The organism is Weissella sp. DD23 (assembly GCF_001579105.1).
Taxonomy (GTDB): domain Bacteria; phylum Bacillota; class Bacilli; order Lactobacillales; family Lactobacillaceae; genus Weissella; species Weissella cibaria.
Genome location: NZ_KQ970394.1, coordinates 230277 through 234579, shown reverse-complemented (window position 1 = coordinate 234579; position 4303 = coordinate 230277). Strand labels below are relative to the sequence as shown.

The following is a 4303-nucleotide window of genomic DNA, read 5'->3' as shown; positions in this document are numbered from 1 at the left end:
ACGATGGAAACTCCAATGGTTGCTTGCTAGCTCGCTTTTGATTAAAGTCTTCCATACGTGCTTCAATTGCTGCCCCATCATCTGGTTGGAGCTTAAACGTTGCCGAAATGATAACATCGCCTGTATCTTGGACCAAACTATGACGGTAGCTGAACTGCAAGTCGGCATTGCTATAGCTTTTGATTTCACCAGCTGGTGTGATGACTTCAGCTGATTCAAGCCACCCATCAACTTGGCCACCATATGCGCCCGCATTCATGAAGACCGCACCACCGACTGAACCAGGAATACCAGCGGCCCATTCAATCCCAGCCAGGCTGTGCTCACGGGCAATTTGCGTAACATCAATAATGGTTGCCCCAGCGGTTGCCTTAATGCGGTTGCCTGACACGGCCACCTCATTCAGCTTCGTCACGAAAATCGTGAGGCCGCGCAACCCATCGTCTGTAATAATCAAGTTTGAGGCATTGCCCAACACCGTCATCGGTACGTCATGTGCAGTTGCATAAGCAACCACTTCACGTAACTCAGCGACCGTCCGGGGCCAAAATACCAAATCAGCTTCACCGCCCACACGCGTATTCGTGTACGCAGATAAAGCCACATGTTGACGAATGTCTAGCCCTGGAAAGGCTGTTATAAGTTCATTTGTGTTCATCTCTCTTATTTTCCTCGTTAAATTACCTTAACCAGTTGCTTCAAAGGATCGACCCCAAACTGTTCGGCTTGCGTTACCAAAATTCGAGCCGCTGCAACGGTATCATCTAAGGCATTGTGGTGGTGCTTCAAATCAATTTGCAAGGCATCGGCTACCGTGTTCAGCTTGTGATTTGGTAGCTGTGGATACAACTTGCGTGACGTCCGCACCGTGTCTAATGACAGGTAATGTGGGGCTGAAATGCCATAGTGGCCTAATGTCTCACGTAGTACCCCGTTGTCAAACGGTGCATTGTGCGCGATGACAAGTTGATTAGCGGTATAAAACTGCTTAATCTGTTCCCATACTTCTGGAAACTTTGGCGCATCAACAACATCAGCTTCCGTAATGCCGTGAATTTTAGTATTTCGGGCATCAAAATACGATTCCGGCTTAATTAGTGTATAAAATTCATCCACGAGTATGTTGTCACGTACAACAACAAGTGCCATTGAAACAGCACTATGGCGTTGGGCACTCGCGGTTTCAAAGTCCATTGCGACAAAATTCATAAATCGTGCACCCCATTATTTACTTCAAGTTTAACAGCATATCAAACGCTGGCACCTGTTCGCCCACACTATTTTCTACCAACGTTTCCGAATTAGGTACGCGGGTAAAGCCCACCTTTTCGTAAATATGAATTGCTGGCGCATTATGACTTTGAACGGTTAAACGAATGACATCAACCGTACTGTACTCGCGAGCCCAAGTCAGCATTTCATCAATCAGTGCTTGTGCAAGGCCAAATCCTTGGTATGCTGCCAATACGGCGACGCCGACTTCAACTTCGCGTGGCTTGCCTGGAATCGCAGCCGCCGAAATCAAACCAAACAAATCGTCTTCATCACTAGCAACCACTAAAATAATATTATTCGTGGTTGCTTGCAGAAAACTGATATTATCCGCCTCAGTAACCCCATCAATCGTTTCTAAATCTTGCGCAACCATAAAAGTTGTCGATTCTGTCTGTAATTGATGTAGCAACGCCAGCAACTTTTCGGCATCACGACCTTCAGCTGGTCGAATCATTAATTCCATGTTATTTCTCCAAAGCAGCTAAAATAGCTTCTGAACGAGGCCCGGTAGCTCGCACTGATATCGTCCGTAATAGTCCCGTCTCATCCTGGTCAAGGCGTGCCAAATCAATGATGAGCACATCTTGAGGCAATTCTGATTGAATAAACTCTGACCACTCGATTAATGCGACTCCTTCACCACCGAAGTATTCTGCCAAACCTAATTCATCACCGCCACCCTCTTCACCTAAACGATAGACGTCTAAATGATAGAGGGGAAAGTTTTCAGTTTGATACTCGCGTACTAGTGTAAAAGTTGGGCTTTTCAAAGGACGACGGATACCAAGCGCCCGCGCCAAACCTTGTGTAAAGGTTGTCTTACCAGCACCCAGATCACCATTCAACAAAATTGTATCACCCGGTTGAACCAGTTTTGCTAGTCGGGCCGCTAGCGTTTGTGTTTCTTCAACTGTGTTTACTGTTAATCTCATAATGTCAAGTATACCATTTTTAACAGGCATATTACAGGTGAAAAAGGGAGTCAACTGACCGTTTCAGGGCAACAAAAAACGCAAACTTGCACGTGGCAAATTTGCGTTTCTAGTTATTATTTAATCATTATGCCAAAGCTTGTGCAGCCGTGATGATGGCTACCTTGTAGACATCTTCTTCATTTGCACCACGTGACAAGTCTGAAATTGGCTTTGCCAAACCTTGCAAGACAGGTCCGATTGCTTCAAAGCCACCCAAACGTTGCGCAATCTTGTAACCAATGTTACCTGATTGCAAATCTGGGAAGACAAAGACATTCGCGTGACCAGCAACCTCTGATTCAGGGGCCTTAGCAGCTGCAACTGATTCAACAAACGCTGCATCAAATTGCAACTCACCATCGATAGCCAATTCAGGTGCAGCCGTCTTAGCCAATTGCGTTGCTTCAGCAACCTTATCAACTTGTGGGGCCTTAGCTGATCCCTTCGTTGAGAAGCTCAACATTGCAACCTTTGGATCAATTCCAAAGACCTTGGCCGTGTTAGCTGATTGCACAGCAATTTCAGCCATTGTTTGGGCATCGATATCGATGTTAATCGCTGCATCTGCAAAGATGTAACGTTCGTCGTCACGTTGCATCACGAAGGCACCTGAAATACGTGATGAACCTGGGGCCGTCTTGATAATTTGCAAAGCTGGACGAACTGTGTCCCCAGTTGGGTGCGTTGCACCAGAAACCATACCATCAGCGACTTCAAGGTAAACCAACATCGTACCGAAGTAGTTAACATCTTCCAACCACTTTGAAGCAGTTGCCGCATCCGTCTTACCGTTACGACGTTCAACCAAAGCATCAACCATCTTCTCACGTGCATCTGCTGGGTATTCTGCAGGATCAATGATTTGCAAACCTGACAAATCAAAGTTGTTTGCTGCCGCAGTCGCTTCGATAGCTGCCTTGCTTCCCAACAAGATTGGCTTTACCAATTCTTCCGCAGCCAAACGAACTGCTGCGCCTTGAATACGTACATCTTCACCTTCTGGGAATACCAAAGTCTTACCTTGGCCCTTAATTTGTGATGACAATTGCTCAAAGAGTTCCATGATGGAAAACCTCCGTTTTTTTATAGCTTGATAGCGTTTTTTATTACAACCTTATTATGACAAATATCGCTTTTGTTTACTAGTCAAAAGTGACAATTTTTGTGATTTTTTTCACACAGAAATCATTACCACCGAATTGGTTGTTGCTGATTGGCCTCTAAAAAGGCATTCGCTTGTGAGAACGGGCGTGACCCAAAGAACCCACGATAGGCTGACAACGGGCTTGGATGTGGTGCCTGCAAAATCAAGTTATTTGGACCCGTGATTAGCGGGACCTTCTTTTGCGCTGGTTTTCCCCACAGAATAAAAACGGTTGGTTGCGATTGCTGGGCAACCAAACTAATGGTGGCGTCGGTCAATGGTTCCCAAATTTTACCAGCATGCCCATTTGCCTGATGAGCGGGCACTGTTAGGACTGTATTCAGTAAAAGCACGCCCTGCTCAGCCCAGGCGTGCAAATCACCCGTCCGTGGTGCTGGCTGATTCAAATCGGTGACATATTCTTTGTAGATATTCACAAGTGACTTTGGTAATGCCATGCCGGCAGGCACCGAGAAGCTAAGGCCTTGTGCCTGATCTGGATTCGGATATGGGTCTTGCCCAAGAATAACGACCTTCACTTGGCTGAGTGGTGTTGCCCGATAAGCGGCGAAAACATTCTCACGAGCTGGATAAACTGCCCCACTCGCATAAACTGTTTTTAAAAATTGCTGGACTGCATCAAAATACGACTGCCCTAATCGCTCAGTCAAAGGTTGCAGCCAGTCGGTGTCGGTTAAATCTGCCATGGTTATGCCTCACATTTTATTTGGTTTAACTATATAATAGGGCTAAGGGGGTGCCCACATGCGTGAATTATATCTAACACAAGTCACCCATGCCGCAACAGGCATGAGTCTGGTCACCAACGAATTGGGGACTATTGCATACTATATTACCGGAGAAATGGGACAAACTGGTAATCGTTTAAAAATTCTTGATAAAAGTGCTC

General features: G+C 45.9%; 6 protein-coding genes. All 6 read right to left on the bottom strand.

Annotated elements, in window-relative coordinates:
* Positions 1–658: FAD-binding protein (locus tag WEIDD23_RS12780; RefSeq protein ID WP_082778322.1), on the bottom strand; the 658-nt coding region annotated here is incomplete at its 3' end.
* Between the two features lie 17 nt (positions 659–675).
* A complete protein-coding gene (locus tag WEIDD23_RS08550) occupies positions 676–1209 on the bottom strand; it encodes a 3'-5' exonuclease (RefSeq protein ID WP_010369947.1) in 534 nt (177 codons plus the stop codon).
* A 19-nt stretch (positions 1210–1228) separates the two neighbouring features.
* Positions 1229–1738, bottom strand: coding sequence for a GNAT family N-acetyltransferase (locus WEIDD23_RS08545; protein WP_010369949.1), 510 nt, complete (start codon positions 1736–1738; stop codon positions 1229–1231).
* Position 1739: 1 nt separating this feature from the next.
* Positions 1740–2207, bottom strand: a complete 468-nt coding sequence (tsaE, locus tag WEIDD23_RS08540) for a tRNA (adenosine(37)-N6)-threonylcarbamoyltransferase complex ATPase subunit type 1 TsaE (RefSeq protein WP_010369951.1) — start codon at positions 2205–2207, stop codon at positions 1740–1742.
* 127 nt (positions 2208–2334) lie between these two features.
* Complete coding sequence (gene pta / locus WEIDD23_RS08535) at positions 2335–3312, bottom strand: phosphate acetyltransferase (protein ID WP_010369953.1); 978 nt, start codon at positions 3310–3312, stop codon at positions 2335–2337.
* A gap of 125 nt (positions 3313–3437) precedes the next feature.
* A complete protein-coding gene (locus WEIDD23_RS08530; RefSeq protein ID WP_010369957.1) occupies positions 3438–4100 on the bottom strand; it encodes a uracil-DNA glycosylase in 663 nt (220 codons plus the stop codon).
* Between the last annotated feature and the right edge of the window lie 203 nt (positions 4101–4303).

What these genes read in the sequence shown, in the direction of transcription:
- WEIDD23_RS08550 (WP_010369947.1), bottom strand. Translation starts at nt 1,209, where the DNA reads ATGAATTTTGTCGCAATGGACTTTGAAACCGCGAGTGCCCAACGCCAT.
- WEIDD23_RS08545 (WP_010369949.1), bottom strand. Translation starts at nt 1,738, where the DNA reads ATGGAATTAATGATTCGACCAGCTGAAGGTCGTGATGCCGAAAAGTTG.
- tsaE (WP_010369951.1), bottom strand. Translation starts at nt 2,207, where the DNA reads ATGAGATTAACAGTAAACACAGTTGAAGAAACACAAACGCTAGCGGCC.
- pta (WP_010369953.1), bottom strand. Translation starts at nt 3,312, where the DNA reads ATGGAACTCTTTGAGCAATTGTCATCACAAATTAAGGGCCAAGGTAAG.
- WEIDD23_RS08530 (WP_010369957.1), bottom strand. Translation starts at nt 4,100, where the DNA reads ATGGCAGATTTAACCGACACCGACTGGCTGCAACCTTTGACTGAGCGA.